Here is a 25,649-nt window from a genome sequence, read left to right on the forward strand (position 1 = left end):
GAATAACGTTATGCGAAAATTTTCTATTCCTATAAAACTGCTGGTTCTGGCGACGGGTATAGCTCTAGCCCCCTTAAAAGGGTTGGCAGGAGATACCCGGATTCTTCCAAATGTCCACGATGCCTGGGAATTATTCAAAATAGAAAAAAAATATATGGAGGCCAGGGTTCATAGCCGGTGGGATGAGATCTATAGCCATCAGCACCCGGATTTGAAAAAGCGGGTCACGCGGGAATTGTTTATCAACCGGGATGGATTAGCGGGTTTCGACACAGTCGACTTATTGAAATCCCGTAAAGCCGGTGGGCTTGCTGTATTGCCTCCTCCCAGGGATGTGGTTGCTACCCCCCGAGATCCGTTGGGTTTCCCGACTTCCCGCAAGTACCGAATCATCCCCAATCCCTGGGTAAAAATTGATCAGCACCGATATGATCGTATTTGGCTGAGCCCTGATGGTCGCTATGCCCGTGTGGATGTGAAACTCGATGTCCAGGAGCGATTGCCACCCCATTTATTTCGGATGGACATAGTTCTTCCCCACACGCGGGACCATTTCGATTACTGGGAAAAAGTCGATGGCAAATGGGTGGTCGCGCTAATGGTCCACCGCATCTCGTTCAGTGGAAGTGTGATTCCTGTCCTGTTCTCCCCAAAAAAAATGGATGAACTGGATAAGATTGAATGGATAGGATTTGATCCAGCAAAACTCGAGACGATAGAGGACGAAAATGAATGATTCACAATCCGATTTTATTCCATTTCATCGTAGTTGGTTTGAAGAAGATGAAATCAACGAAGTGGTCGATACTCTTAAATCCGGTTGGTTGACTACCGGCCCCAAAACGAAAAAATTTGAAGAAGATTTCCGGGATTATACCGGTTGCGGGTACGCCGTGGCAGTCAGTTCCTGCACGGCGGCACTGCACCTCGCGTTTGCGACACAACAGTTTGAAAGAGGCGATGAAGTTATCACGTCACCCATGACGTTTCCTGCGACGGTCAACCCCGCCCTGCATCTCGGGCTGAAACCGGTGTTTGCTGACATCGAGCCGGGAACGATGAATCTGGACCCGGAAAAGATTGAAGAAAAGATCACTCCTCGAACCCGCTTTTTGCTTCCGGTACATTTTGCCGGTCACGCCTGTGATCTCGACCGCTTAAAGGATATTGCGGAGCGGCATCAGCTGACCATCATAGAGGATGGAGCGCATGCGGTGGGTGCCGGCTACCGCGGGAAAAGAATCGGTGGGCACGGTCACCCCACAGCATTCAGTTTTTATGCGAACAAGAACATCACCACAGGTGAAGGCGGAATGCTGGCATTACCGGATGCTGCGATGGAAGAAGAGGCACGGGTGTTGCGCCTTCAGGGGATCAGCAAGGATGCCTGGAAACGTTACAGCAAAGAGGGGTTTGCGCATTATGAGTTACAGACGCCCGGATACAAGTACAACATGGCCGACCTCAACGCCGCCCTGGGGATTCATCAATTGAAAAAAGCCGACAGGTTTCAGGAAATCCGGGCCCGGTATGCGGCTCAGTACACCGCTGCATTTGGCGATATGGAAGAAGTGGAAGCACCGGAAGTCCGTGACTACGCTGACCCGGCGTGGCATATTTATGTGCTGGCGCTCAATCTGGAAACCCTCACCATCAGCCGCGACGACTTTTTAAACGCGATGCAGGATCGAGGTATCGGAATGGCCGTGCATTACCGGGCTCTGCACCTGCAGCCGTATTTTAAAAACCACTATGACTACAGCCTGGACGATTTGCCATTGGCTTCGAGTTATTCCGATCGGATTGTTTCGCTACCGCTTTATCCTCGCATGAGCGAGGCCGATGTCAACCGTGTCATCGACACCGTTCAATCCGTCCTCAGGCAGCATCGGCGATAGTCGAATGGACACCTGATTGTCCTGAAAAACTAACCGAACCTATTTTTATCCAGCCTTTCCCAGACATTGTCGTGAGCTCTCGAATAATATCCACAATAAATTCGGCTTCATCATGCCTCTTTTCGGGCGACGAGGAGGTAGCGGGTGGAGGGGCAGGTGTCGGCCTGTGGGCCGAGAGGTTCCAGGGAAACCGCGTCGTAAATATCAACGGTGCCGCGGAAGGCGGTTTCGAATTTCTGGCGCAATCGCCACACCGGGGGTAAAAAGCGCAGGTGTTTGCCCTCGTTGGTGATGAGCATCTTTCCACTTTGGCGGCTCACATTCAGGATCTCACTGCGCTGGAAAGTAAAATGTTCCTGCTCAACCAGTTCAGGGTGGCGCAGGGAAATGACATCCCCGCTCTTGGAATGGATGACGTGCGGATAGACACGGACATGGTCGGGGGTAATAAAATCTCCGATGAACAATCCGCCGGGTTTCGTTATATTTGCGGTTACTTTCAACGCCTGTTCACATTGTTCTGGCGTGAGGTATTGAAACACGTTGAGGCCACAATACGTGATGTCCCATTCCTGGCCTTCGAGTGCCAGAATGTCTTCCGACCGCGCGGTAATTCTACGCGAGGCCACCTGTACCATTGCTTCGGATTTGTCGATCCCGAGCAGACGGTCAGAGGCGAGGCCGAGTTCTTTCACCATAAAGTCTTCAACCAGACCCGTGCCACAACCGATAGACAACAGTCGCGTGTGAGAAAGATCCACCTGGTATTTTTGGATAACAAAACGCAGGTAAGGTTCGATGAATTCATCAAGGCAAGGCTGGCCGACCACATCGTCATATAGCTCGGCATAGGTGAAAAACGGATCTCCCGACTCCTGTTCAATGATCAGTCGCTTTTGGAGCGCGGCAGCTGCAATCAACTCCTGCCTGAGGAGATGCCAGTAGCCCATATCGCACATATGACCGGTCGTTTCATCGACCTGACCCTTGAGGTCGTGTTCGAACTGGTCCCAGTTATCGAGCGAGGTCATCTCGTGGAGGCGTTCCTGAATTTGTTCCTCGATATCCGGGTACTCCGCACCTGATCGCCGGATCTTGTCCAGGCGTTTGATCATCTCGACCCGGTCACGCAGTCCGGTCAAAAAATCCGGAGTCGGGGCTTTTTCCCGGCGTTTGATCTGGTTTTCCGGAAGCAGGTAAAAAACCCCGCCGTCGGATCGGCTGACCTCCTGATTAACCAGATCATAGAGGCGTGCATCGGCGGTGATGCCCTGATTGCGACCGTGGCAGCCGTACAGGTGAAAAGTGAGAAAATGCGTGTTGGATGGATTGCCCATCTGATGAACGAGTTGATTGCCGACAGCCACGACCGTACCGGGTTTTACAGCGACGCGGGACAAGGTGGAGATTTCCCCGTCTCGTACAAGAAAGACCGAATGCTCCGCGGGACCAAAAATCTGAACCGCCCCCCATTGTGTGAAACCGTGGTCGTGGATTCCTGAGCAGTCACCGGGGTTCCAGGACATGCACATCATTTCAAAATAGCCGCCATCAAAAACCAGTTTCCGTCCATAGCTGTCTTGCACGGGGTGATCGAAATCTGCCCAGGGTTCCAGATCCTCTACCTTTAATTCCGCCTGAATCAACAACTCCTGGGCAAGGCGTGGGCTGATGTCCTCTTCCTCTTCTAGAGCCCGGATCAAATCCTGAATGGCAAATGGCAGGCTGTGCTTGTTTATGGGAGCGTTCATAGAAAACTTTCGTTTTAGGGAGCGTAGGCATTCTGTATTACCTTCTATATAATATAGGTCAAAACATTCCAAATTTCCTCACCAATTACCCGGAAGCACATGTCTCTTTGGAAAAAATTGACAGGTTGGGCCTCTTCAACGGAGAAAGAGGCACCGGAAAAATCTGCCCGGAAGGATAATGGCAAGAACACCGGAGCGGTTGCCAAACAAGCGCTGACTGCGGAAGAAGCTGAAAAACTGAGGCGGCAGGTGGATGCCATGCAGGATGCGCTGAAAGTGAACCCTGAGGGTATGACCACGCATTATAAAATGGCGGAAACCTTGATGAAGCTGGAGCGCTATAGTGAAGCGCTCAAGTCTTTAAAGGCAGTGCTGGCAGTTGAACCGGATCATTCGTCAGCACTTTTTCATATAGCGGAATGTTACATGCATATTGGACGGGATGAACAGGCAATCGAAGTTCTTGAAGAGGCGCGCCAGAAAAACCCGGAGAGCCAGGCGCTGGTGAGGCAAATGGCACAGGCACAGACCAATCTTTGCATCACGGCGGGCAAATTAAAACGTTTCGAGGAGTCCGTCCTGCATTTCAAGGAAGCGGTAAAACTCGTTCCGGATTTTGGGCCGGCGCATCTTGCTATGGGAATCACTTTGTATCAACAGGGCCAGTACAACAAGGCAATCAAACTTTTTGAAACGACCATGGAAATGGACCCCAACCTCAAGGTGGATGCGTATCATCATCTGGCCAGGTCCTACGCCAAAAAAGGGGAGACAAAAAAAGCGCTCAAATTTTTTGACCAGGCGATTCAGGTAGACCCCAAAGCAGCGGTGGTGCATAAAGACCTCGGCGAGTTCCATTTCAAACAGGGGAAATTTGAAGACGCCGTGACATCGCTGGAGAAGGCGCTCTCGATGAGCCCCAAATTGACGACCGATGCCTGGTTTAAATTGGGTGTTGCGCGGGTCCGGTTAAATCGTATACGTGCTGCAGAAGAGCCTTTGCGCAAGGCCCTGGAAATTTCTCCGGACAACCATCAGGTGCAGGATGCCCTGACCGAGGTGTTGTATCGGATTCACCAGTTGCACCGGAAAGATGGCGATCCACTCGACAGCCTGAATCAATTGCGCGAGGCAGTGCGGCTAAACCCAACCCACGCCAAAGCTCAGTTTGCATTGGGTTTACTTTATGATCTTAAGAAGGATGGGAAGAGGGCGATCCAGCATCTTTTATTTGCCAAGAATTTTTTTCTGGAACAGAAAAACCGGGAGGGATTGACGCAGACAGTGAAAGTGCTCCCGGGAATGTATGAGAAGTACCAACTCACCTCAGAAGATTTTGAAAAACTCATCATGCCCAGCAGGCATTAGGTGCTCGCCACAAAGACAGGGTTTAATTTGTTTCAGATTGTTTCAATTTGAATTTCCGGTCGTGCTCTTCCCCCTTGATTCGAATCCGTTCTGAAATTTTTTCGTGACCCTTTATGTTCGGGTCAAGCTCCAGCGCTTTGTCCAGGCTCATCCTGGCGGTAATAAAATATAAGTCCACACGACTGAGCGCATCAGCCAATGCCAGATGGTATTCTGCATTTTCTGGTTCTAGAAAGAGGGCCGAACCGAAAGCCTGGGCGGCCTTTTCAAAGTTTTTGATTTTTAAAAACCTTTGTCCCTCCCGGAAAAAATCTATTGATGATTTTTTGGATGGTGCCTGATATGAAAGTGTTTTAAAAAATTGGTTGATTAAAGCATTTGCAACTATCCGTTCCCCACAATAAATAGAGAGTCGACCTAAAAATCGAGAATGGCGAAAAAGAATAAAATTTTTAGATATTTTTCCGTCATTGCCCATTGGATTTTCACCTGAATAGACGACTATACCGTTCACCAAGTGTTTTTTGATTTTTCCCCTGGAAAAATTCATTCTAGGCACTAGGGATTGAACCCCTATTTTTTCATCGAACAATATATCGGTTAGTAACTCTTTATCTTCAGATTCGAAAAATGATTCCATAGTTTTTAAGGTGGGTTCAATAAATGAAAAATTTTTCAGGCCAATGCTGCAGACATGTTTTGGTGTTAAATGTATAAACTCCAAAGATTTTTGAAGTTTTTCCTTGAAAGGTGTTTCTCCATAACTAACAACAGAAGAAACCTTCATCTCTTTTGGGATTTCGAATGAGAATTCAATAGGTAAAGTAGTGATATCCCATTCTGAAAAGTCATTGGGTTCATGGATTTTCAGTTTTTTAAATTTGGGTTCGTGTTCAAGGCTGAATTGATACATCTTAAAGTCAATAAACATCCATAGCCAGATCCCCAAACAATATATAAAAATAACCAAAAATAGAGTCGTGATGTCCCGCATAGGCCTTCTAAATGGGAACATTTCTTTTACTTGTGGTATGGAGAAAAACAGGCTGAAACCGAATAATGTAAAGAAATGAAGCAGGTAATACTTGAGGGCTATCATTTGGCCGTAAAACAGGGCGCTATAAAAAAGAGAGGGCACAAAATAGATGACTATAGAGATAAAAAAGAAATAACGAGCCCAAGGCAACAAACGGAGTAGCCCCCACCCTGTAATAATAAATCCAATGTCAGCCAGAATCTGAAAATTGAACTTATTTAATAAATCAATAGTCCCCATGTCCAGGGATTCATAAAACTTATTTCCATTTATAATTAAATTAATTGCTGAAAATAAATTCCATAAACCAAAAATCAATGCGATTAATCCAATGGTCCTGGTTAACCCCTTGGCAAGGTGTTGAGGTAGATATATATTGTTGAGGTATTTGCTCATAGGAAATTTAAGATCAAAAAGAATATAGAAGTGTAAATTGAGCGTCACGAAGCAAAAAATAGGATAGGGCATCATTTAGGCAATAACCAATACTATATTTTCAAAAATTCAAACTTGATCAAACAAAAAAACCTGCCCGGGCGGTGAGCCCGGACAGGTCCTTTTTTTTCTAAACGCTAAATAAAACCTAGCGGTTTAGTAGATCGTTGTTGACTCGGTTTCTTCAACCGGTCGTGTGAGCTGATCGCTGTTCATGATGATCTTGAAACGTTGATCGCCCACAGCAGCAGCTTCCAGTTGAATCACCCAGGAAACAGTCTGCTTTGGCTCCAGAGAAAATGAACCGAAAGTCAGTGACTTGTCCGTATTTTCAATCGGAGTGTGACCCTGCGACGTGATGTACCGCATGTCCTCGAACGAACCGGTCAGGCGGATGTTGGTGGCAGGTCCGTTACCCTGATTGGTGACACGGATTTCGTACTGAGTGGAATCGCCGATTTCCAGCGGATCCACGGAGTCGATGGCTTCCAGCAGAAGCGCTGGTACACCGACAACAGGCAAGCTGGCTGCGGCAGAGGCGGTGTTGACACAAACACCTTCAACAGAAGCATTGGCACCTGCGCTACCGGCAGAAGTAGCCACGAGAGTCATGGTCACATTGCGGGTACCGCCCGGGCGAATGGAACCGAGATCCCAACTGACGGAACTTCCGGATTTGCTGCCGTTGTCACTGGCAGACCTGAAGGAAGCGTTGGACGGAATAGTGGCAACCAGGGTCGAACCATCCGCGTTACCGTCTCCAGTATTGGTCACTTCAAAGTTGTAGTCAATAGTACGTCCGATGATCTGCTTGTCACGTCCACCGGTCGTGGCCGTCACTTTCAACTCAGGATTCAGGACCTTCACGTTAACGGAACCAGAATCAACCTGCACAGTACTTTTTGCTTCAGCACCTTCATAGAGTATAGCGGGAATTCCCTGACCGATACCGGAGAAGGTGTAGGCACCTGCTGCTTGTGAATCAACAACCGTGCGGATAGTTTTCTTCTCGCCCGGTGCAAGGTCTCCTGCATTTAACATAAGAGGCTTGCCTTCTGGTGAAGTGTCTCCTGGAATGTTTGGCAGGATCACAACATTGTTCATATCGGTTTGTCCGGAGTTTTGAACCACAAACTCCAGTGGAATCACATCACAACGTAAAACTTCCTGCGGTGCAGACACGTTCAGCAGCAGACCTGGATCAACCACTTCCGTAGCGAGACACAGGTCGGGATGTTTGAAGTTTGCCTGGGTACAACAAGGAACAGAGTCTCCGTTCTCAGCCATCCCTCTTACGGTGATGATGCGTTTTTCTTTTGGCCCCATCTGACCCAGCGCCCACGCGACTTTTTCTCCAGAGGTGTTGTATATGGCAGGATCCGTGGAAAGCACTTTAAAACTCTTTGGGAAGGTCTCAATGATGTTCACGTTTTCCAGTGCCACGTCTGAAAGGTTGGTCACCTCAATGGTGTATTCATAAGGCTGACCGCTGTAAACACGTTTTGGAAAGTGTTTTTCAATGAAAATGTTATAGCCGATTGATTGAGTTCCCCAACCATTGCCATCAAAAGAGGCCGCTCTGGGCTCAGATTCCACCGGAGACGGAATATAGTCTTCCTGGCATGGGCTATGGGGAAAATAGCAGTCCCCTTTTGTTTTCGGGGGCAATGGGGGTCCATGATATGTCTGGGAACCTTCTTCTGTCTCCGCAATCGCTCCTATGGGAACTCCAAAGCCAATTAAGGCCAGTGCAAGAATCGTCACCAAGGCTAAGCTTCTGTTTCTCATTTATCTCTCCTTAGATTTTCAAATTTAAAAAATTAAATCAATAACGTGGGAGTAACCTGAACTACATAAACCGATGAAAATTGTTTGATAGTCTTTTGTTTGGAAGGGCAAGAATCAATTTATAAAGGCTTATAAAAATTTCAAGGCTTATAAGTAATCTCGAGCCTTAAATAATTTTTTTAGGTTGATATCTTTTAAGTATAACAGCGTTTAGGCTTAATTTATCAAGGGAAAACAGGGGTTTGTCGATATTTTTTAAAGAAAATGATTTTCAAAAAGAGCGTTTCCTGGTGCATTGTTTTTGTGTTTGATTCATGTTTAAAAATTTTAAAAGAAAGTATTTTTGGAAAGATTATGAAAAGAACTGAAAAATGCATTATTAAAAGTAGCACTCAAAATTCAGGGGCAATCCGCAAAGGAAATCATTACTTATAAAATTGAGGGTACTTGCCGATCCAGCCTTCTATTTATTCTCAAGATTGCTTTTAAAGGAGGGTTTTGATACAACCGCTAGACTATGAATTTTCAAAATGTGATTCAGACATTAAATGGATATTGGGGAGAACGCGGCTGTGTTCTTCAGCAACCCTACGACATTGAAGTTGGGGCGGGCACCTTCAACCCGGCAACTTTTCTCAGGGTTCTGGGGCCGGAGCCCTTTTCTGCTGCCTATGTTGAACCCTCTCGCCGTCCAACAGATGGTCGATATGGAGAAAACCCAAACCGGTTGCAGCATTACTATCAATATCAGGTCATTATGAAACCATCCCCAAAGGATGTGCAGGAGCAGTATCTGCAAAGCCTGGTGGCATTGGGAATCGACACGGACAAACACGACATCCGGTTTGTTGAAGACGATTGGGAGTCACCAACTCTGGGCGCCTGGGGACTGGGTTGGGAAGTATGGCTCGATGGAATGGAGATCACGCAGTTCACTTATTTTCAGCAGGTCGGTTCTATTGATCTGGACCCCATAAGTGTTGAACTCACCTACGGATTGGAACGTATCACCATGTACTTGCAGGACGTGGAAAACGTTTACGATCTGAAATGGACGGATGAAGTTTCCTACGGTGATATCCATCTCGATACCGAAAGGCAGTTTTCTGAATACAATTTTGAAACATCCGATAAAGACAAACTGTTTCAATGGTTCAATATGTACGAAGAAGAAGCCCGTGCTCAGATCGAGCGGGGACTCGTCCTTCCCGCCTACGATTACACATTGAAATGTTCGCATGCATTCAATCTTCTGGACGCCCGGGGAGCCATCAGTGTGACCGAACGGACGGGTTATATTGGCCGCGTCCGCAAATTGGCAAGGCTCTGCGCAGAGGGTTACGTTCAGCATCGGGAAGCTCTGGGTCATCCTCTTCTGAAAAAAGAGACCGGTATTCCCGCCAGTTAATTAAATAGTTAGTGACGAAACAAAAATTTTAGCGACTCCCCCATTATGTCTCGAATTTCAGTTGCCAATTGGAAAGATTTAAAAGACAGGACCCCGGCTTATGCGCTGGTCGAAAATGTAGACCTGGTTGTGGTCCGTTATGATGAAGAAGTGTCCGTCCTATACGGGCGCTGTCTGCACCGCGGAGCCCTGTTAGCCGACGGTAGTGTGAGTGGCGACAATCTTGTCTGCGGTGTGCATCATTGGGACTTCCGTTATGACACGGGAATCAGTGAGTATAATCCGGATGAAACCCTGGCCAAGTTCAGTGCCTGGATCGAAGACGGGAAAGTATGGGTCAATCCTGAAGAGATAGCGGAATGGGAAAAAGAAAATCCGCAGAACTTTGATCGGGAAGCTTACCTCGGGCTTTACGCTGATCATGAGGGGACCGATGCCGAGCCACACGTTGGTTTGATCCAGAAGCTGGCCAGCGGAGGATTGGAAGCGGTTGGGGAACACGGACCCGTGGCAGCTATGGGTGTGCCGCGGGAAGAATTGCCTTTGTGGGATGACATTCAGATTGTGACAGCTCAACTGGCAACGTTGCCTCGTCTGGACCATGACCCTGTAGACACAGATGTTGTCATCGGACCCAACGCGAAAAAACCTCTTAAACTGGATATTCCGTTATTCGTTTCCGACATGAGTTTTGGTGCCTTGTCTGAAGAGGCAAAAATTTCTCTCGCCAAAGGTGCCCAGCTTGCTGGAACCGGGATTTGCTCCGGGGAGGGTGGCATGTTGCCGGAAGAACAGGAAGCCAACTCAAAATATTTTTATGAGCTGGCTTCGGGCCGGTTTGGCTACTCCATGGATAGGGTCCAACGGTGCCAGGCGTTTCATTTTAAAGGTGGACAAGGTGCCAAGACAGGTACAGGCGGGCATCTGCCGGGCGAGAAAGTAAAAGGAAAGATTGCAGAGGTGCGCGGATTGAAAGAAGGCACCCCGGCTGTTTCGCCTCCACGTTTTCCTGACTGGACGGATATCAAGCCTATCCGGGATTTTGCGGAGGAGGTCCGGGAGGCCACCGGTGGTATCCCGATTGGTTACAAGTTATCTGCACAGCATATAGAAAACGACATTGATGCAGCGCTGGAGGTTGGTGTGGACTATATCATCCTCGATGGGCGTGGTGGCGGTACCGGTGCAGCCCCGCTATTGTTTCGTGACAATATCTCGGTGCCCACGATCCCGGCGCTGGCACGGGCCCGGAGACACCTGGATAAACTGAATAAAAAGGACATCACTCTTGTTATTACAGGAGGGTTGAGAACACCTGAAGATTTTGTCAAAGCCCTGGCTATGGGGGCTGATGCTATTGCCTTGTCCAATTCCGCGTTGCAGGCAATCGGTTGCCTCGGCATGCGGGCCTGCCACACAAACAATTGTCCGGTAGGGATCGCCACCCAGAAGGAACATTTGCGCCAACGCATCGACATTGACAAGTCAGCCCAACAGCTCGCCAACTTTTTTGAGGGTGCGGTGGGTTTGATGAAGGTCCTGGCTCGCGCCTGTGGTTACACCCACTTGAACCAGTTCCAAAATTCAGACCTCACCACCTGGAAGTATGAAATGGCCCAACTCTCCGGCGTCCCCTTTGGAGGGTGCTCCGCTGATAATGGACATTGATTTTTTTTCCCACCACCAAGCCGTAAAAATTATTTAAAGAAATAGAAAATATCCCAGCTGTGTTCCCGGTTTTGTCTGGCGCGTTTTTGATTTTCATAACGGAACAATTTGATTCGACAGCGTTCTTCAGGCGATGAACCTTGAGGGCCGTTTTCCGGTCCCAGGTGAGGCCGGATTTTCATGATGGCCGGGTAGGGCTCTTTAGTTCCTGAAATAATATCAAGGTCAATGAACCGGCGATTGCCTGCAATCAAATCGCCTTTGAATTTCAGTTTTAAATCTCTTCCGGAACGCACAATCAGCAGGGTGCCGTCTTTGCGGAATTCCAATTCCTTCTCTTCCAGAGAGGATGTGGTTTCTGCTTTCCAGACTCCTTCCAACCCCAAAGGGCACCCTCGCTTGCCCCATTCAGGGTCATTCCAGTCCAAAGCCCATGCAGATTGATACGGAAGTATTAGGAAAATCAATACGCTGGCAAGTTTTTGCGAAATTTTTAGAAACATGGGGCCTCCATTAAATTCAGTCTGGCACAAGAGCATGCCTTTTCATAAAATGGAGGGAGCCGACTCCATTTTATATTCTTGAAAAAATACGAGGAGAAAACAGCATGCCACGTTTAATATTTGCTTTCACCCTGTTTTTTGTTTTTGCGGTTTCCTGCCCGGCGCAATCCAGTGAAGTGATAAAAAACAAATTTGAAACGTTGAAGGTGGGTCAAAAATTACCGAATGCAAGATTGTTGCAGGATGGAAAGCCACAAGTAGAGCTTGACCAGCTAAAGGGTCGTGTCAAAATCATTAGCATCGTTCCTAAACTGAACACGCCGACTTGCGATGAACAGACCCATAAGTTCAGCGAGGAAAATGGCGGGCTTGATCAAAAGCTTGATATTGTGACCATCAGTACCAATCCATCAGATGTTCAGACGGCGTTCGCCAAAAAAGCGAAAATTGGAAATATTTTGTTCTTGTCCGATGCGCCGGAGTACGAGTTTGGAAAACGAACCGGGTTGATGTATCCCAACAGGAAATTCCTGATGCGTACGGTGATGGTCGTCGATGAAAAAAATATCATCCGCTATGTTGATTTTGTTGAAGGCGGTGGCCTACCGGATATACAGGGTGCGCTGAAAGCGGCAAATAAAGTTCTGACCAATTAATTTGGAATGAGCCTATTCAAATTTGGTTGAAAATATATAAAGGCAAGTGAATGGGGGGTGGTTTACCGACCCCCTGCCTTGCCAGCGTTCGGTCGATCCATCAGCTGCCTGTTTTTTCTCAATTCCTGGCGGAACTTTTGCCGTTCCTGCGGAGACATGGTTTTCATTTTGTTGCGGCGTTCCTGGCGTTTGGCGCGAAACCTTTGACGCTCTTCCTGCGTCATGTTTTCTAGTTTGTTCATACGACGCATCTGCCGTTTTCTGAATTTTTTGCGTTGTTCCGGTGTCATATTCTGAAACCGTTCGCGCAGGTTTTTTCTTTTTTCCGGAGGCAGGTTCTGGAAGCGTTTGCGGGCTTGTCGCAGTTTTCGTTTTTGTTCTGGCGGTAAATTACGAAACCGTTCGAATCGTTGTCGGATTTTCTGGCGTTTTTCCGGTGGCATGTTTTTCCACTTCCGGAAACGCTTTTGAACCTTTTGGCGCTCTTCGGGGGACATTTTGGAAAACCGTGCAACGCCACGCCGCAGTCGGCTTTGCCTTTTGGCGGGCAGGTCCTGCCACTGGTCCTTATACGGCTTAAGCACCCGCCTTTCCTGATCATTTAAAGAATCCCAGGGGACAACCTCCTGTCCCAGAGCCGGAGTCGTCACCTGGATCAACAGGCCTATAAGGAGGGCCCAACCGAGTGGTTTAATCACGGGGAGGCTCCTCTTCGGGATTAGATGGTTCCGGGTTGTCATTAATATCATCCATTTGTTCCAGTTCCTCTGGATCGATCCATTCACCGTCTTCCGTTTCAAACTCTCCCAGATACTCCAGCAGTTCCAGGGAGGGGACAACGTCACTACCATTGTCTCCTTTATCATTGGAAGGGGGCTCCCCATATACCGGTGTGCACAGGATCCACAAAAGCAAGATCAGGCTTGAAAAAATATCAGCCGGTTTCATAGGTTTCCGCTGGATCTTTTTCTGCCAGCCAGGCATAGAACTCCATGTCCTCATAGAACTCCAGTTGATCTGTTGTCGCCAGTAATTCGAGGTCTTCCAGAGTGCTACCCGACTGCTTTTTTGCCGGTCCGTTTAATGTAAACACCAGTGCCAGAAGAAGACACGCTGCCAATGCGAACCCGGGTGCGGGTCGGGTTATCCACTCACGCCACCAGGAAGGGTTGCTTTTCTGTTCCAACGCACGATATCGCGCCTGCGTGAGGCGCGATTGCAAACCCGCATCCAGATTGTCGGAAGACTTATCCATCAGGTTTTTTGCGAACTGTTCGAAATCCCTGTTTTCGGGTTGCTGGCTCATGGCCAATGGTCCTTTAATAATTTCTTTAAAGTTTGTACCGCTCTTGAGTGATGCGTTTTGACTGATCCCTCGGAACACCCCATGGCTTTGGCAGTTTCGGCTACGCTCAATTCTTCCCAGGAGCGCAACAGGAACGCTTGTTGTTGCCGAAGGGGAAGACGCTCAATTGCCGCCTGCAAGGCATCGCCGGAATCGCAAATGGATAGTTCTTTTTCAGGACTTCTTCCTCTAGGATCGGCCAACCGGGCGATGGGATCCGAATCATCTTCTTCGTCCTGCTTACTGCCGATCCACCATGCTGTCCAGCGATTGCGGACATTCTGTCTTCGATGCCAGTCGCGAATCCGGTTTTGCACAATGCGGAAAAACAGGGGGCGTCGTTCCTCTTCCGGCTTGTCTGCATAACTTTTGACGAATGCCATCATGGCGTCCTGCACAATATCGAGCGCTTCGTCAGGGTTGCTCGTTGCGAATTGTGCCATTTGGAAGGCCCGCCTTTCAACTGATTGCAGGAATTCGTCCATTCCCCTTGAAAGCTCCCTGAGAATTGGTTACCCAAGCTAGCATAACGGTTTTCCCAGAGAGAGCCAGGGGTAAAAATCTATTAGCGACGGGCTTTTCTATCCAGACGCTTGTTGACACGTTCACCCTTGCGGTCCAATCGTTTGTTCACGCGTTCGCCTTTGCGATCCAGTCGCTGGTTGATGCGGTCTCCTTTTCTGTCCAGGCGGTCAGCTCGCAATTCGTTGCCATTGGCGCGGGCACGATCCGCTTTTCTGTCCAACCTCTGGTTGATGCGGTCTCCTTTATTATCGAGACGCCTTTCGACACGATCACCTTTTCGGTCTAGCCGACGTTCCGCACGATCACCTGCACGATCCAGATTTGCGCGACGGGGAGGTTGGCCGTTGTCAATTCGATTTTGAATCCGCTGACCTTTATTATCGAGCCTCTGGTCCACTCGTTGACCTTTTCGGTCAAGTCGGTTGTCGATCCGGTCGCCTTTGCGATCAAGCCGGTTTTCGATGCGGTCTCCTTTTGTATCGAGGCGATCCGCACGTGCGCCGTTGCCGTTGGCCCGGGCCCGATCGGCCCTTGCGTCCAGCCGGTCGTTGATGCGTTCCCCTTTATTATCGAGGCGTTCGTTGATCCGGTCACCCCTGTTGTCCAGGCGGTCTTCGATCCGATCACCTTTTGTATCAAATTTGTCTTCCACATCTGCCATAGCGGGAACAGTTATCAACAAACCGGTGAGGCAAAGTGTGCTCAGTATCAGTTGGGTATTCATCTCAATCTCCAGGAGTAGGTTCGATTTTGCTTCTTACAAGCTAAAAACGCACCCGGAGCGGATCGGTTGACAAAGAATTTTAAAAATTTTCTGTGGAGCAGAGAGTGGACTTCAGAAGAGTTGAAATCAGGTTTTTTGGAGCGAGGAAAAGTCTGGGTATTTTATTCTGCTCCTGATCGGCTACTCAGGAAATGGACCATGTTGCAGATAGTGTAATTGACCGGGGTGTCCACACCGTGTTTTTTGCCTAGTGCAACAACAGCGCCATTCAGGGCATTAATTTCAGTGGGTTTGTGCGATCGGATGTCCTGTAACATCGACGGTTCGTGCTGGTAGGTGGGTGGAAGCTGCTTTTCGTAGAACGTGGTCAGGAAATCCTGAGCTGAAGTCCAATGAGTGTGGTGATTTGAGGCTTTGATCACATTGAATACTTCGTGGGCAATGCGCGACATTAAGTCCCGTGTGTGTTCCGATTCACCGAGCAATCCGTAGGGCACACCAAACAGTGTGGACAATCCATTGAGCATGCAGTTGTAGAGCATTTTTGCCCAGAGGTCTTTTTCAATGTCTTCGGTTATTTTAGAGGGCAGCCCGCCTTTTCTTAAAGCACGTGCAAGGGGCTCCAGGCTTTCCAGGTCGTCATCAAAAAGGCTTCCCAGGTGGACGGAATCGGCGTGTACCGTGATGTCGACCTGATTGGGTTTAGGTCGACGAAACCCGGTAATGATACGTCCTGTTTTTATTTGCTCAGTGGGGAAAAAGGCGGCGAATGTTTCTGCGTTGCCCCAGCCGTTCTGGCACAGAACAAACTGGGTTTTGTCAGTTTTTAGTTCCGGAGTGGCGGCCAGCATCTCGCCTGCCGTCCGGGTGTCATAGGACTTGGTGCAAATCAGTATGTAATCGTAGGGTCCGGACTCCGGTTCTTCGAGGTCGCAAAATGCGCTGAAGGAGAAAGGCGGTGCATGAAAGTCCCCAAACAATCCGGTACGTTCGAGTCCGTCAATACTGAGAGCTGAAACGGTTTCCTCGCGTCCGATAAGATGAACTGTGTGGTCGGCTTTGATGAGGCAGTTGGCCAGGCCCAGGCCCACAGCACCGGCACCAAAAATCATGATCTGCATGAATCGTCCTTTGAAAGCATGGAAGGATATTTTATTTAAATAACTATAGCATTAAATTATTGATTGCCAGTGGATCAACCCAATTCATCGAGTATTGGAATATCCCTCCGCATGTCCGGGTCTAACCGGTTCCACAGCACACCTTTGGGGCGCGCGTGTGGATTTTTGCAGCGTACAGTTTCGGACGGGGTGAATATCCAGTCGAGAGGAATATCCCAGGGTTCTATTTTCCATCTGCCAGTAACAAGCTGCGCATCATGCACTGTTGTGACAATGGTTGTTTTGGGGTCGACCCGTTTCAATTGTGTAGCGATACCAAACTCCAGATCGGAGTATCCCCCTCCTTTGCCTGCCCGTGTTCCATTTTTACGAACAGCGACGGAACCGGCTACGATAAGATCGATGAAGGGTAGAGCATCTGGGGCAACCGGTTTCCCAAACTTGACCGACCCGCGGATGCTCACCGCCTTTCTGAAATTCTGCGGGTCGATGGTTTTAGGATCCAGGCAGATAAAACATTCCTTTTCGCGCAGACGAGGCACTGCCATATAAACGGTTTTGCCTTGCCGAAGCGCGTTCAGACGTACCGGCAATTGGGGTGCATCGGGATTGCATTTGAGCGTTTTGGCCTCAAGAAATGAAGGATGCTCCGCCAGGCGCTCGGCAGCCGCCTCGGCTCCTTTGAAATTAGGTATACGTCCCTTAATGGGAAAAGGAAAGCGTCCCACCCCTTGTGATTGCATCTCATCCCAGACCTGATCGCGGATCTCTTTTTTGGTTACAATGGTCATTTATAAAGGGGCATTATTAAGTTGGAGGCTATCCTACCGATGAGAATTCTAGCACGGAGGTACCCTGTGCTTTGCCAGCAAGGTTATTTATTGAGATATACACATGATTGAAATCGCAACCTGGTTGTTATCGTTTGCTTTGGTGTCTGCGCCCGGTGTTAAAATTCCGGATTCCGGCGTCGTGGTTCAGGTCCATAGTGGAGACCGGTTTACGATAAGATCGGAGGGGCATTTTTTTAAAGTGCGGCTGGCGCATATTTATGCACCACATTTAACACAACCGTTCGGTGATCGTTCCAAAGAATTTCTGGAGAAAATGGTGCTTCAGCATCGGGTAAAAATCCAAAAAGTGATCAATGATAAATTTAACCGATTGGTTGTGGAGGCTCAGTTGCCCGGAGGTCTCCGGGTAAATGACGAAATGGTTGCAGCGGGGATGGCATGGCATTACCGTGTGGCAGAGAAACCCAAAAAATATCTGGCGAAGCTTGAGCATCAGGCGTTTTCACATAAACTGGGATTCTGGGTGCAGAGAAACCCCGTTCCCCCCTGGGAGTTTGCACGTGAACGCCTCATCCCACCTCCACCTGTGAATGACAGGCAGGCAGATTACGACCGGATATTTCACTATGGACTTATAGGAGATCGCAAAACCCGTACGTATAAATGGCCGGAGTGCCACAATTACAGGAAACCCAAAAAACCTGTTATTTTTCCCAGCATTCTCGATGCTGAAGCCAGCGGTTTTCGAGCCTCCCGCGATTGTCACCTTTCTGTAAACCGCAACCGAAGCTAAGGTCCGTTCACATATCTGGTTTGGTGGATTTGTTTTACCAGGCTTCCTTGAGTAAGGCGAGTCTCTCCTGTATTTCATGTTACACTTGGTCAATCGTATTTTTAACTGGTCAGGTGATTCCATACCCTATCGAAGGTCAAGTATGATGAGACAGAAACTGGCACTGGTGTGTATTTTAATGTTGGCATTTACAGGGTGTCTGAGTGCTGATGTGCAGCAGCGGGTGTCTGCGCTGGAACAAAAGATTCAAACAAACCCGACAGATGCTGCGGCACATCGAGAACTGGGGAAAGTCTGGTTCGAGGGAGGGCATGATAAAAAGGCGGTGGAGCATCTCTCCATGGCGGCGAAACTCGAACCGCAGGGCGCAGAGACCATCACCATGCTGGGAACGGCTTTTGCCCGGATGGGGGATTACGATAACGCGATCCGCGTGTTGACTGCCGGGCAGCAGCAGGGTTCGGCGAAAAACGATTTCGCCCTGGGTTCCGCTCTATTGGGGGCCGGGCAATACGATGAGGGAGTAGCCGCTATTAAAAAAGCGCTCCAGAAGGACCCTTCGCTTGCAAATATGGTGAAGGTGGCAGTCAAGGCACCCAATGCTGAAACGGTGGCCAAGGCTTTGCAGAGTGCCAGTGCTCAAGACCAGGCATTGGAGGAAGTGCTGGAGCAATCCTACAGCGATTTAAAAGATCAAATTCGCCAGGACGTGCGCGAACAGATCGCTGAGGACATCATTCTCGAAAAATAATCGACAAAGATTTAATGACTAATTCATCCAACATACAATCAGTGCCCGAGTTGCTGGCACCCGCCGGGAGCCGGGAGAAAATGGACTATGCGTTTGCTTATGGGGCGGATGCGGTCTACGCGGGGGTCCCCAAGTTTTCTTTGAGAGCGAGGGATAACCCTTTTAAAGACGCGACCCTGCGTGATGCCATTGAGCGAACGCATGAGCTCGGAAAAAAAATCTACATTACGGCGAACATCCTGCCACCAAACCGCAAGATCGAAGCATTCAAAAAATCGCTGGCGTATTTTGCGGAAGCCAGGCCGGATGCCTTCATCATGGCGGATCCAGGATTGATTGGCTACGCGATCAAAGAGTTTCCGGATGTTCCCGTCCATCTTTCTGTCCAGTCGAATACCATCAACTGGGAGTCGGCCAAATTCTGGTACGAGTGCGGTGTCCAGCGCATTATTTTGTCGCGCGAACTTTCACTGCCTGAAATTCGCGAGTTTCACGAAAAGGTGCCGGGTCTGGAGCTGGAAGCGTTTGTCCATGGTGCTATTTGTATCGCCTATTCGGGTCGATGTCTTCTTTCGAATTATTTTAATCACCGCGATGCCAATCAGGGAACCTGTACCAACAGTTGCCGCTGGGAATACGATATACACCAGCAACCTGCGGGGTATGACGGTTACGTGTCTGATACGCACCGCCCGGATTTGCTGCAGGGCGATTATTTTCTGGAAGAGAGAGAGCGGCCGGGTGAGTTGATGCCGATTGATGAAGATGAGCACGGCACCTACATCATGAATTCAAAAGACCTGCGCGCGATTGAACTGCTGAGTCAGATGCGTGACGCTGGTATCTGTTCATTCAAGATTGAAGGTCGATCAAAAACCCTGTACTACCTGTCGCTTGTGATAAAAAACTACCGCCGGGCCTTGAATGATCTTGCTGCAGGAAAATCGTTTGATTCTTCCTTGATTGATGAAATAGCAAAGACGGCCAACCGTGGATTCACCTCGGCGTTTCTTGTGCCCAAGTCCGACCACCAGACCGAACGTTTTGATTCACCACAGGAGCCTGATCTGCCTCAGGTGTTCGCAGGTCAGGTGATGGATCACCGCCCCGGCTGGATGGAAGTGGAGGTCAAAAACCGCATCAAGCTTGGGGACCGAGTGGAATATATTGCCCCGTCCGGCCAACAGGTTTTTACGATTTCAGGTATGGAAAAGCAAACGGGAGAGGCAATAGAAGTGGCTCATGGGGGTGCTGGGCGTGTATGGATCGCATGCGACATGCAGCCGGAACCTTTTGCCTTGCTCAGCCGTATCTGCGAACCTGTCACATCTGCATCGGCAATATCTTAGGTGGCCTTCTGCTGAAAATCTATTCTGGGTTGTCTTTATCCACGTCATTTGTGGGAGAGTCTACCAATATAATCACGGAGAGAAGGAATACCCCCAATAAAAACAATAGCCATCCCCCCTCCGTTTCCTCTCGAAAATCAAAGATATCGTAGGTGAGCATGCCATCGATAATGAGGGCGATGATGACCATTAAAATCAGCAGTAAGGTTTTCTTCAAAATAAACGACCTATCAGTGACTTAAGGCGAGGCTTGTACTTGCGAACCACGCTTCCAGAGTCTAGTATGAACGCTTTTAGTGGATTATCAATGTAACCTCTTAAAATAGCAATCGTCGTTTCCGAATTCCAAAATTTTTGGACAAAGGCTTTTAACTTTAAGGATAACAGAGCCGGAAGCAATTTTTTTAGGTGCTCTCGGGAGTTGTCCTTTATAATAGGTTTTAGAGGAAAATGGGCGACCCATTTTCCTGAAGAAGACCCGGCTCTCTTATAGCTGGTTTCTGAACGTTTTTCACCAACCTCAACACCCTGAATAAAACTATGGCTGTACCTATCCGACAGGCAATGAAGATCGGTTTGTATATCATGAAGCAGAAAATGATGGGCCGCAAGAAATACCCGCTGGTCCTCATGCTGGAACCGCTGTATCGGTGCAATCTGGAATGCACCGGTTGCGGAAAAATACAGAAACCGAATGAAATTCTGAAAAAATACCTTTCCGTTGATGAATGCCTCAACGCGGCAAATGAAGCCGGTGCTCCGGTTGTTTCCATTGCCGGTGGTGAACCGCTCATTCATCCGGAGATTATTGACGTAGTCAAGGGACTGATCAAGCAGGACCGGTACGTCTATCTCTGTACCAACGCGATTTTACTCGACAAATATTTTGATCAGTTACCGGTTGATCCCAGGCTCACGCTTTCGATTCATCTTGATGGCGGCCAGGAACATCACGATCATATTTGCCAGGAAGAAGGCGTTTACGATAAGGCGATCAACGCCATTCGTGAAGCCAAGCGGCGGGGATTCCGCGTTACCACCAACACCACTTTCTTTGACGGGGTGACCGTTGACGAGGCTGAAAGTTTTCTCGATCATCTGCGGCCGTTGAATATTGATGGCATGACCGTGGCTTCTGCTTTCCAGTATATGGCGGCACCGGATCAGGATCATTTCTTTGGCCGTCGGAAGACGATGGAGTTTTTCAACCAGTTGCTGGCAAAAAATACCGAAGGCAAACGGTGGAACTTCAACCACTCTCCGTTCTATCTGGATTTTCTTAAAGGCGAACGCGATTACGATTGTACCCCATGGGGCAACCCGTGCTACTCCGTATTAGGTTGGCAGCAACCTTGCTACCTGCTTGATGAAGGGTATGTTGAGTCGTTCGATGACCTGATGGAAAAAACCGACTGGGAAAAGTACGGCCATCGCAACCATCCCAAATGCAGGGACTGCACCGCACACTGCGGTTATGAAGCGACGGCTGTTCAGGACAGCACCAGTGGTATCGGCAACATGCTCACCTCGGCTAAAGCTGTTTTCCAATGATCTTGCGCCCTTCGCCGGAGGGGCAGTGAGCTGAAGTCCGCACCCTGTGATCGGTATTTCCTGAGCGCATGGCAATAGCGGATTATTGGTTTTGTCCCGGGCATCCTTTGAGCGATCCCAAATTCAGAATGACATTCCCAGGAATTTAGTGTGGCCCCCTGAACCAGTCATAGGGGGCCACGTTTTTTTTCTGGCGAGGCTGGCGTTAAGAATTTTTGAGGGGGACGATTGATTCGTCGAGCAGGGTTTCGACGCGGCTGAAATCGATTCCGCAATGCAAGAGTGATTGCCGTACCTGCATTCCGTTGTAAACCACGTTCCACATGCCATTGCCAAGACTGCCCAGGTTTTCCACCAGTTGTCCGAGTTTGTCTTCGCGGATCACGCGGAACAGATCGAGCCCGGTGACTGCCCATTTGATGTTGACCTCCAGGCACCGGTGATAAAATCCCAATTCAGTTTGCACGGCGTCAAGCTGGCGTCTCAGGGGATGCACCCGCGTGGCCTGCGGAAACCATTTTTCGAAATCCTTTTCGACACCGCGCGCCAGCCATCCGGTCAATAAAAAGCCGACGCCTTTTAAATCCCACCCACGCAGACGCTGAATCGATTGTTCCACACGTTCCACCATGTCGCCCGTCATGGAATCGGCGAGCGACAGACGCGGATATTCCTTTTCCTTGAGTGTGAACAGATCGTTTAATTCGCGGAACAATTCACGCAGAACCGCGTTGAGGTTGGCTACCGTGATGGGGGAGTCGGCATCGCGTGATTCTTTTAAAGAGTGGCGGGTGACGTCCAGATTCCGATCCACTTCTTCTGAAAAGTTGATCTCGGGAATATCCAGCAGGTTATGAAACTGGGCCGGTTGCAACAGGGGAACGAGGCCGGTGTTTTGCTCCAGCCATTTGGCAAAGCGGCGGCACCGGATCACTTCCCGCAAAGAGTCGATTAAAACGTCGAGCGATTCATCGGTTTCTTTTAGTTTCTCTGCTTCGAACCCGTTAGTGAGGATGCGCTTGAGAATTCGTTCGGGATCCGCCATGGGGAAATTTCAGGAGGTGGGTAACAGTTTAATAACCGCCAATGTTGGTTCCCTGGTCAGAGGTGCTTCCGACGATCACGCGAAGGTTGGGTGATACGTTGGTTTGCAGAATATTCTGCATTGCAGAGAGCGTGCTGGATTGGGATTTGGAACAACTGCCGCACGCGCCCTGATAGCGGATTTTTACTACATTATCTGCGACTTCAGTAACGATAACGCCGCCGCCGTCTGCCGCGAGGGCCGGGCGTACGGTCTCATCCATGTACACGTCGATGATCTGCATTTTGGTTGTGTCGGGGAGATCGTCAAAGGTTTCCAGGTCGATCTTGTCGAGAATGGAGCCACTGTTTTCTTCTGTATCCTCTTCAGTTTTTTCAGCTTCGTAATAGACCAGGTCTTCCTGGATACACTGGATGATCGGGTCCAGAAAAAATTCCCATTCATCCGGGGACTCCAGGGTCACCGAGACAAACCGCTCGTGGATCAGAACCGCCGTCACGACACCGAAAGAGAAGAGCTTTTCAGCAAAGGGGTCGCCTTCCGCTTCGAATTCATTGTTGTAGGCGTGCGTGCTGGCCGCTGCCTGCTGGTTCAGGTTGAACTTGAAAGCGGCTGGATTCGGCGTAGGTTCTGTGGCAACGACAAGAAAAGGAGATTTTTGGATATTCATTTTTGAGCCTTGTATGAAACGGGCGCATGACCCGGGAAATTTGTTATCAGGTGCTCCACTGGACTCCCTATATTCTCGCACTTTAACACGATTGGATTGAGAGGAGAGTGCAGCCGCTAGTGTTAATAAGATGCAGGGGGGGGAGGGGAGGATTCAGATAGAGACAGATAACCTGTTTTCAAACCAATACGAGGTTTCAGAATTACCCGATAAATAGAAAAATCGTGGCTTTTATTTTCAGTGGGTTGCGTTACAATGGCGGCCTGCACACGATGCCGGAGTGGCGGAACGGTCTACGCAGCGGACTTAAAATCCGTACCCAGCAATGGGCTGTGGGTTCGAATCCCACCTCCGGCACTTTTAGTTTCAGTGGTTTATGGTAACGGGAAATTGTTAGAGTTTTTGGGTTTATTGCCGAATTTGTTGCGGAACTTTTTGAAGAATTGTTTACGCAACGGACTTTTAGTCCGTAAAAAATATCTATAGGGTTTTAGCCTTATATGGATAAAGTAAATTTAATGTTAGATACATGCGCGATTAATCATGTTTTGGATTTTGAAGTTGATCCAAAAATTTTTTCTCGAAAAAGATTTTATTTATGGGTAACACATATTCAAGAAAAGGAAATAAAGAAGACTCAGAATGAGGATAGAAGGAAGGCATTGTTAAGCACCTTTAAAAGACTAGAGCTAAATGATATTTCCATTGAATCGGGTATTTGGGGGGCAACTAATTGGGGCCGGTCTAAGTTCTCCTCAGATCGAGGGGAATTATATAAAAAAATTAAGGAGGACTTGGATAATAAAAAGAAAAAGAGGAACAATAATATGGATGCCTTAATTGGAGAGACTGCCTTGAAGAAAAAATTTATTCTTGTTACAGACGATAAAGATTTTCTTGAGGTCTACTTAGAAAATAATGTGGAGGCAATATTCCTAAATACCTTGATCAGTAGAATTCACAAAGGGTTCTACGAATAGTTTTTCGATGGATGATAATTTCTGTTTTTTCTGATTTTAAAGATAATTAATTTAAGGAAATGAAAATGAAACCGTTTAATTGGGAATGTCCTTATTGTGGAAAACCGACGACGATTACTAGCCCTCATATTGACCAAAATTTTAGGACTTCACAAATAAGGAACTCCATTCTTGGAAGTTATATTGGGATAGGTTACACAATTATTTCTTGCCCAAATAAAGATTGTAAAAGTTTAACAGTTAATGCAGCTATAAATAAAATAATTTGGGTAAACGGTAATCCCCTTAAAGGAGATATCATTAAGTCTTTTTCATTGCTTCCAGAATCTCATGCAAGGCCTCAGCCTGAATACATTCCAGAAGTTATTACTGAAGATTATTACGAAGCCTGCCGAATTTGCAATTTAAGCCCAAAGGCTTCCGCTACGTTGTCTAGAAGATGTTTGCAGGGCATGATTCGGGATTTTTGGGGGATAAAAATGAATAGATTAGTTGATGAAATTAAAGCCCTAAAAGATAAGGTAGATGGGCCAACTTGGGAGGCTATAGATAGCGTTAGAGAAATTGGAAATATTGGAGCTCATATGGAAAAGGATGTGAACTTAATTATTGAGGTCGAGCCCGACGAGGCCGAAATTTTAATAAATTTAATAGAAACCCTATTTAAAGAATGGTACGTGGCAAAATATCAAAAAGAACAAAACTTTAGTTCGGTAGTGCAGCTTGCAAAAGAGAAGAAGGAGAAAAAAAATCAGGGAGGAAAGTTTGATTTTTAATGAGTTTGTTTGTTGCAGATGTTGCGCAACAAGTGAGTTATCGGCAACATGTACAAGTATCGTAATCGCCTAACAGTGGCCCTTGTTGGGTATTGGATTTAGGCGGCTATTTTAGCCGTCTTTGTTTCAAAATATTCTACTTAGGCAAAATTCTCCCTTAAGTAGGGGCCATTCCCATCGTTTCGCGGCACAAAGGAATTATTCAGGTAACCCAACGGCCATCAGGATTCCCTGGATTAGATCGGTGGGGGTGGGAGGGCATCCATGAATTAACACGTCGACAGGAATTACCTGACTTACCGATCCGACGGTGGCGTAGGTGCGTCCGAACTCGCCTCCACAAACAGCGCAATCTCCGGCGGCAATAACCAGTTTGGGATTGGGTACGGCATCGTAGGTCATTTTCAGGGCGATTTCCATGTTATGGCTGACCGGCCCGGTGACTAGCAGGAGATCGGCATGCCTGGGGGACGCAACAAAATGAACTCCGAAGCGCTCAAGATCATAATAGGGGTTGTTCATGGCATGGATTTCCAATTCGCAGGCGTTGCAGGACCCCGCATCTACCTGGCGGATGGCCAATGATCCCTGGAATCGTTTTTTGACAACACGGTCCAGTTTGGGCCCCAGCACATCAATGGTCTGTTCAGCCTTGCCGAGGGGTTCGGTGATCTTGCCTACCTTGAATATTTTTCGCAGAATTCGTTGCATGGT

General features: G+C 48.2%; 26 protein-coding genes, 1 tRNA gene and 1 pseudogene. 13 read left to right on the plus strand and 15 right to left on the minus strand.

Annotated features, from left to right (window positions below; translation table 11 throughout):
* The first annotated feature begins 10 nt into the window (after positions 1–10).
* Both G3M70_09065 and G3M70_09070 read left to right on the plus strand, forming a co-directional pair.
* A complete protein-coding gene (locus tag G3M70_09065) occupies positions 11–736 on the plus strand; it encodes a hypothetical protein (protein ID QPJ62014.1) in 726 nt (241 codons plus the stop codon).
* The gene (locus G3M70_09070; protein QPJ62015.1) at positions 729–1,898 is read left to right on the plus strand and encodes a DegT/DnrJ/EryC1/StrS family aminotransferase; all 1,170 of its coding nucleotides are present in this window, start codon (positions 729–731) and stop codon (positions 1,896–1,898) included. Before G3M70_09065 ends, G3M70_09070 begins: the two co-directional genes overlap by 8 nt.
* Before the next feature lie 110 nt (positions 1,899–2,008).
* Here the strand turns inward: G3M70_09070 and G3M70_09075 are convergent, their stop codons facing one another.
* Positions 2,009–3,649: a methyltransferase domain-containing protein gene (locus tag G3M70_09075; GenBank protein QPJ62016.1), complete on the minus strand. Its 1,641-nt coding sequence runs from the start codon at positions 3,647–3,649 to the stop codon at positions 2,009–2,011.
* A 99-nt stretch (positions 3,650–3,748) separates the two neighbouring features.
* On the opposite strand from G3M70_09075, the gene G3M70_09080 reads away from it, so the two are divergent.
* Positions 3,749–5,017, plus strand: coding sequence for a tetratricopeptide repeat protein (locus G3M70_09080; GenBank protein ID QPJ62017.1), 1,269 nt, complete (start codon positions 3,749–3,751; stop codon positions 5,015–5,017).
* A gap of 22 nt (positions 5,018–5,039) precedes the next feature.
* On the opposite strand, the gene G3M70_09085 is transcribed toward G3M70_09080, so the two are convergent.
* Positions 5,040–6,449 (minus strand): tetratricopeptide repeat protein, encoded by a 1,410-nt coding sequence (locus tag G3M70_09085; protein QPJ62018.1) that lies wholly within the window; start codon positions 6,447–6,449, stop codon positions 5,040–5,042.
* A 195-nt stretch (positions 6,450–6,644) separates the two neighbouring features.
* Positions 6,645–8,276, minus strand: coding sequence for a DUF11 domain-containing protein (locus G3M70_09090; protein QPJ62019.1), 1,632 nt, complete (start codon positions 8,274–8,276; stop codon positions 6,645–6,647).
* Positions 8,277–8,793: 517 nt separating this feature from the next.
* On the opposite strand from G3M70_09090, the gene G3M70_09095 reads away from it, so the two are divergent.
* Both G3M70_09095 and G3M70_09100 read left to right on the plus strand, forming a co-directional pair.
* Positions 8,794–9,684 (plus strand): glycine--tRNA ligase subunit alpha, encoded by an 891-nt coding sequence (locus G3M70_09095; GenBank protein ID QPJ62020.1) that lies wholly within the window; start codon positions 8,794–8,796, stop codon positions 9,682–9,684.
* Between the two features lie 45 nt (positions 9,685–9,729).
* A complete protein-coding gene (locus tag G3M70_09100) occupies positions 9,730–11,352 on the plus strand; it encodes a Rieske 2Fe-2S domain-containing protein (GenBank protein QPJ62021.1) in 1,623 nt (540 codons plus the stop codon).
* Between the two features lie 29 nt (positions 11,353–11,381).
* On the opposite strand, the gene G3M70_09105 is transcribed toward G3M70_09100, so the two are convergent.
* Positions 11,382–11,855 carry a hypothetical protein gene (locus G3M70_09105; protein QPJ62022.1) on the minus strand — a complete coding sequence of 158 codons (474 nt, stop codon included), beginning with the start codon at positions 11,853–11,855 and terminating at the stop codon, positions 11,382–11,384.
* A 104-nt stretch (positions 11,856–11,959) separates the two neighbouring features.
* Between G3M70_09105 and G3M70_09110 the strand changes: the two genes are divergently transcribed.
* Complete coding sequence (locus G3M70_09110; GenBank protein ID QPJ62023.1) at positions 11,960–12,511, plus strand: redoxin family protein; 552 nt, start codon at positions 11,960–11,962, stop codon at positions 12,509–12,511.
* A 62-nt stretch (positions 12,512–12,573) separates the two neighbouring features.
* On the opposite strand, the gene G3M70_09115 is transcribed toward G3M70_09110, so the two are convergent.
* From G3M70_09115 to G3M70_09145, 7 genes and pseudogenes are all read right to left on the minus strand, one after another.
* Positions 12,574–13,209 (minus strand): DUF3106 domain-containing protein, encoded by a 636-nt coding sequence (locus G3M70_09115; protein QPJ62024.1) that lies wholly within the window; start codon positions 13,207–13,209, stop codon positions 12,574–12,576.
* On the minus strand, positions 13,202–13,411 hold the full coding sequence (locus G3M70_09120) for a hypothetical protein (protein QPJ63770.1): 210 nt from the start codon (positions 13,409–13,411) through the stop codon (positions 13,202–13,204). Before G3M70_09120 ends, G3M70_09115 begins: the two co-directional genes overlap by 8 nt.
* Before the next feature lie 34 nt (positions 13,412–13,445).
* Entirely contained in the window at positions 13,446–13,817 is a 372-nt protein-coding gene (locus tag G3M70_09125) for a hypothetical protein (protein QPJ62025.1), read from the minus strand.
* A complete protein-coding gene (locus G3M70_09130) occupies positions 13,814–14,341 on the minus strand; it encodes an RNA polymerase sigma factor (GenBank protein QPJ62026.1) in 528 nt (175 codons plus the stop codon). Before G3M70_09130 ends, G3M70_09125 begins: the two co-directional genes overlap by 4 nt.
* Before the next feature lie 386 nt (positions 14,342–14,727).
* Positions 14,728–15,105: pseudogene (locus G3M70_09135) on the minus strand (hypothetical protein).
* A gap of 161 nt (positions 15,106–15,266) precedes the next feature.
* Positions 15,267–16,226 (minus strand): 2-dehydropantoate 2-reductase, encoded by a 960-nt coding sequence (locus G3M70_09140; GenBank protein ID QPJ62027.1) that lies wholly within the window; start codon positions 16,224–16,226, stop codon positions 15,267–15,269.
* Positions 16,227–16,300: 74 nt separating this feature from the next.
* Complete coding sequence (locus tag G3M70_09145) at positions 16,301–17,017, minus strand: 5-formyltetrahydrofolate cyclo-ligase (GenBank protein QPJ62028.1); 717 nt, start codon at positions 17,015–17,017, stop codon at positions 16,301–16,303.
* Between the two features lie 103 nt (positions 17,018–17,120).
* Between G3M70_09145 and G3M70_09150 the strand changes: the two genes are divergently transcribed.
* From G3M70_09150 to G3M70_09160, 3 genes are all read left to right on the plus strand, one after another.
* Positions 17,121–17,813, plus strand: coding sequence for a hypothetical protein (locus tag G3M70_09150; GenBank protein QPJ62029.1), 693 nt, complete (start codon positions 17,121–17,123; stop codon positions 17,811–17,813).
* A 142-nt stretch (positions 17,814–17,955) separates the two neighbouring features.
* Positions 17,956–18,564: a tetratricopeptide repeat protein gene (locus G3M70_09155; GenBank protein ID QPJ62030.1), complete on the plus strand. Its 609-nt coding sequence runs from the start codon at positions 17,956–17,958 to the stop codon at positions 18,562–18,564.
* A 14-nt stretch (positions 18,565–18,578) separates the two neighbouring features.
* A complete protein-coding gene (locus G3M70_09160; protein QPJ62031.1) occupies positions 18,579–19,913 on the plus strand; it encodes a U32 family peptidase in 1,335 nt (444 codons plus the stop codon).
* A gap of 19 nt (positions 19,914–19,932) precedes the next feature.
* On the opposite strand, the gene G3M70_09165 is transcribed toward G3M70_09160, so the two are convergent.
* Positions 19,933–20,130, minus strand: coding sequence for a hypothetical protein (locus G3M70_09165; protein QPJ62032.1), 198 nt, complete (start codon positions 20,128–20,130; stop codon positions 19,933–19,935).
* Positions 20,131–20,453: 323 nt separating this feature from the next.
* Between G3M70_09165 and hpnH the strand changes: the two genes are divergently transcribed.
* Positions 20,454–21,464: an adenosyl-hopene transferase HpnH gene (gene hpnH / locus G3M70_09170; GenBank protein ID QPJ62033.1), complete on the plus strand. Its 1,011-nt coding sequence runs from the start codon at positions 20,454–20,456 to the stop codon at positions 21,462–21,464.
* Between the two features lie 205 nt (positions 21,465–21,669).
* On the opposite strand, the gene G3M70_09175 is transcribed toward hpnH, so the two are convergent.
* Both G3M70_09175 and G3M70_09180 read right to left on the minus strand, forming a co-directional pair.
* The gene (locus tag G3M70_09175; protein ID QPJ62034.1) at positions 21,670–22,509 is read right to left on the minus strand and encodes a hypothetical protein; all 840 of its coding nucleotides are present in this window, start codon (positions 22,507–22,509) and stop codon (positions 21,670–21,672) included.
* Positions 22,510–22,537: 28 nt separating this feature from the next.
* Positions 22,538–23,179 (minus strand): NifU family protein, encoded by a 642-nt coding sequence (locus G3M70_09180; protein QPJ62035.1) that lies wholly within the window; start codon positions 23,177–23,179, stop codon positions 22,538–22,540.
* Between the two features lie 274 nt (positions 23,180–23,453).
* Between G3M70_09180 and G3M70_09190 the strand changes: the two genes are divergently transcribed.
* From G3M70_09190 to G3M70_09200, 3 genes are all read left to right on the plus strand, one after another.
* Positions 23,454–23,536, plus strand: a tRNA-Leu gene (locus G3M70_09190).
* Between the two features lie 143 nt (positions 23,537–23,679).
* Positions 23,680–24,159 (plus strand): hypothetical protein, encoded by a 480-nt coding sequence (locus tag G3M70_09195; protein QPJ62036.1) that lies wholly within the window; start codon positions 23,680–23,682, stop codon positions 24,157–24,159.
* 65 nt (positions 24,160–24,224) lie between these two features.
* Positions 24,225–24,935, plus strand: coding sequence for a DUF4145 domain-containing protein (locus G3M70_09200; protein ID QPJ62037.1), 711 nt, complete (start codon positions 24,225–24,227; stop codon positions 24,933–24,935).
* Positions 24,936–25,133: 198 nt separating this feature from the next.
* Here G3M70_09200 and nuoB read toward each other — a convergent pair whose 3' ends face one another.
* The gene (gene nuoB / locus G3M70_09205; GenBank protein QPJ62038.1) at positions 25,134–25,646 is read right to left on the minus strand and encodes an NADH-quinone oxidoreductase subunit NuoB; all 513 of its coding nucleotides are present in this window, start codon (positions 25,644–25,646) and stop codon (positions 25,134–25,136) included.
* Between the last annotated feature and the right edge of the window lie 3 nt (positions 25,647–25,649).

It is taken from the genome of Candidatus Nitronauta litoralis, assembly GCA_015698285.1.
Lineage (GTDB): Bacteria > Nitrospinota > Nitrospinia > Nitrospinales > Nitrospinaceae > Nitronauta > Nitronauta litoralis.